Raw genomic sequence first — 2,908 nt, 5'->3', positions numbered from 1 at the left:
GCATCCAGCTCAGTCCGCAGGAGAAGTTCGAGGCCTACCAGGCAGCTGTCGAGAACGGCACCCTGCCCTCCGTCGAGGAGATGACCGAGACCGAACGCCAGGCCTTCCTGCAAGAGAACCCCGGCCTGCTCGAGGAGTGGATGCAGGTCGAGGAGCCCCCCGAAGAGCTCCAAGAGGTGATCGTTGGCCTCGCCCTGCCCGATGTGGATGCCGAGGATGCCGACGTCGACGTCCAGACCATCCTCGACGGCATCGACGGCAACTCCACTGCGGAGGAGATCCGGGCTGCGTTCGGCAACTCCGGTGAGGTCGCGAGCGGTCTCGCCCTGCTTCTTCCCTGGGCCAACCGCACAGGCGTCGACCTGGGCACCCACGGACGCGCCACCGATGCCCAGCAGTACAGCCAGGCTTTCGGCCAGCAGACGTGGGACCACCGCGAGGACATCGAGACCCTCCTGACCGACGGCGTCGAACGCGAGTACACCACCGGCGCCGGCACGCCCCGGGGTGAGCACACGGCCACGCGCATGGAGAGCATCTTCTCCGAAGAGGAAGCCGAGGAGCTCCGCTCGCAGTGGGCCGGCTCCTATCTCGTCGCCTCCAACGAGGACATCGGCGGGAGCTGGGAGAGCCTGCCGCAGGACATGCGGGAGGACCTGACGGGCCGCCAGTCCAGCTTCGCCGACGTTGCCGGATTCCTCGACCGTGCGGACAGCGACCTACCCGCCGGTGACGGTCTCTCCCTGGAGCTGGCCAACAGTGCCTCGCAGTTCCTCGACAGCAGCTACGGCGACCGCGACCCCTCCCCCGGTGGGAACGACTACGGCTGGAGCAACGGCCCCCACGAAGAGCTCTACGGCAGCCTGCTGGAACGGACCTCGCTCAACCACGAGGCCACCACCTTCCTCCTCGGGGGCGATCCGGGCTACGAGATGGACCACGTGCCGGAGGACTTCAGCTCCGAGGAGTTCATCACCAACGTCTACACGCATCCTTGGGACGATGGGGGGCAGGCTGCCTCCTCGCTCACCGACTGGACGATCGACCCCCCTGCCGGTCAGGAGGCCCTGGCGGACTCCGCCTACAACGGCCTGTACGACACCATCGCTGGCAACCAGGAGATCTACGACCAGCTGATCTCCATGGACAGCGGGCCGGGCACAGGACAGGATCTCGACGAGGGCGCCCCGCCGCCGTCGGTGGGCGAGCGAAACCCCGAGCTCATGCGGTCGCTCGCCCTGGCCACCGGCGTCCGTCTGGATGAGTTCGACACTGCGACGGACACGGAGGGCGAGAAGCAGCGAACCAAGATGCTCACGCTCATCAACAGCGATCACGCACAGACCGACGACGGCCTGCCCGATCCCAACAGTGCCGCTGTCCAAATGGCAGCACTCATCGATCAGTACCAGAGCCAGCGGATCGCTGACTCACTCGATCCAGACCACGAGTACCCCGACGGTCCGCACCAGCGCGGGACGGTCGGCGATGACAACGGTCGACTCTTCGGGCTCAACTCTGCCGCGCTGCGCAATGTCGTGTTCAACGAGTTCACCAGTGCCGAGGACGCTGCCGCGGAGGCCGCTGAGATCCGCAAGTCCGCGCTCGGCCTCGTGGGCATCATCCCGGTGCCGGGCAACGGCGGTCCGGCCGTGGACGCTGCTCTGTGGCTCGCGGAGCAATCCATCGAACCTGCCGAGGTCTCCGTGCCGGAACGGATCGACAACGACCTCTACGCGAACCTCGACCCCGAATCGGCCGGGTCCGAGAGCGTGCAGACCGTTTCTCGTGGGCAGTTCCTGCAGGCCATGATCGACCGCGACCCGGAGATCGCCTCCGACTACGAAGACCTGGGCATCATCGACTCCGACGGGAACGTCGACCTGACGAACGTGGCAATCGAGGACACCACCCACCTGAACAACCAGTTGACCGAGCGCATGGGCAGCGAGGTGACCGAGGAAATCAATGACCTCGTGCGTACTCGCAACGAGTTCCTGACGAACTACGGCAACATCCCCGACCGCGAGTGGGGGCCCTGATGACGACGTCATCGGCCTCGCGGGCTCTGCTGCTCTGCGCAGCCCTGGTCACTGCGGCGAGCGTGGCCACTGCTTGCACGAGCAGCGACGACGACTCGTCCGACGCGACGTCCACCCCGTCGAGGGCTACCGACCCGGAGTGGTCGGTACCCAGTCTGCCGCCCTCGAGTGTGGTCGATGACTCGGACGTCCTTCAGTACGTCCGAGTGCTGCAGGAGCTCACCCAGGCCGCCCGAGCGGAGCGGTGTGGCACCGCGTGGGACCTGGTCGATCCCGAACAGGTGGGAGGAGATCGCGAACGCTTCTGCGACCTGTACTTGCCAGGCCTGACCGACCTCGACCTGAGGGACGGCGTGCTGACCTTCGAGGACAATGGTGGCAGCGGAGATCCGGCGGAGATCAGTGCCGACTTCGTTCGTGACGAGTCCTCGTCCATCACACTCAGGACGGACGATCAAGGGCGCATCCGGGTCAGCCGTCTCAGCGTCCTCTCCTGAGCGCGAACCCATGACGGAGGGAGGTGAGCATCGACCGCCATGCCGCACGGACTCGACGCCCCACCCGTGGACGACTCGCCGCGGTCGTGAGTGATCGCCCCCGCCCTTCCGTCGTCGCCGTCGCCTGTCTGCTCCTGTCGGCTGTCCTGACGGCGTGCGGTCCCGCGGGGATCGAGGACGATGCGACGACCTGTGGTGACCGCGACTGGTGCCACGACGTTCCCGGCGAGGGCTACACCGAGGGCGCGTAGCTCGGCGCAGTCCGCGTCACGGGCATCAGTGCCGCGACCTGCTCGGCAGCGGCGCCCAGCACGGGACAACAGGTGCAAGCCCTGACGCGGAATGCTTAAGATGATCGTGGACAGAGGT

General features: G+C 66.7%; 3 protein-coding genes. All 3 read left to right on the top strand.

What is annotated here, in order from left to right:
- On the top strand, positions 1-2,042 hold a 2,042-nt coding region (locus ACHAAC_RS17450), incomplete at its 5' end, for a hypothetical protein (protein WP_435717653.1).
- A complete protein-coding gene (locus ACHAAC_RS17445; RefSeq protein ID WP_435717652.1) occupies positions 2,042-2,539 on the top strand; it encodes a hypothetical protein in 498 nt (165 codons plus the stop codon). The genes ACHAAC_RS17450 and ACHAAC_RS17445, both read left to right, overlap by 1 nt.
- An 86-nt stretch (positions 2,540-2,625) precedes the next feature.
- Positions 2,626-2,790 (top strand): hypothetical protein, encoded by a 165-nt coding sequence (locus ACHAAC_RS17440; protein ID WP_435717651.1) that lies wholly within the window; start codon positions 2,626-2,628, stop codon positions 2,788-2,790.
- Positions 2,791-2,908: the final 118 nt, after the last annotated feature.

Source organism: Aeromicrobium sp. CF4.19 (assembly GCF_051262555.1).
Lineage (GTDB): Bacteria > Actinomycetota > Actinomycetes > Propionibacteriales > Nocardioidaceae > Aeromicrobium.
Note: the sequence above shows the minus strand (reverse complement) of the source record. Positions and strands in the feature narration are given on the sequence as shown.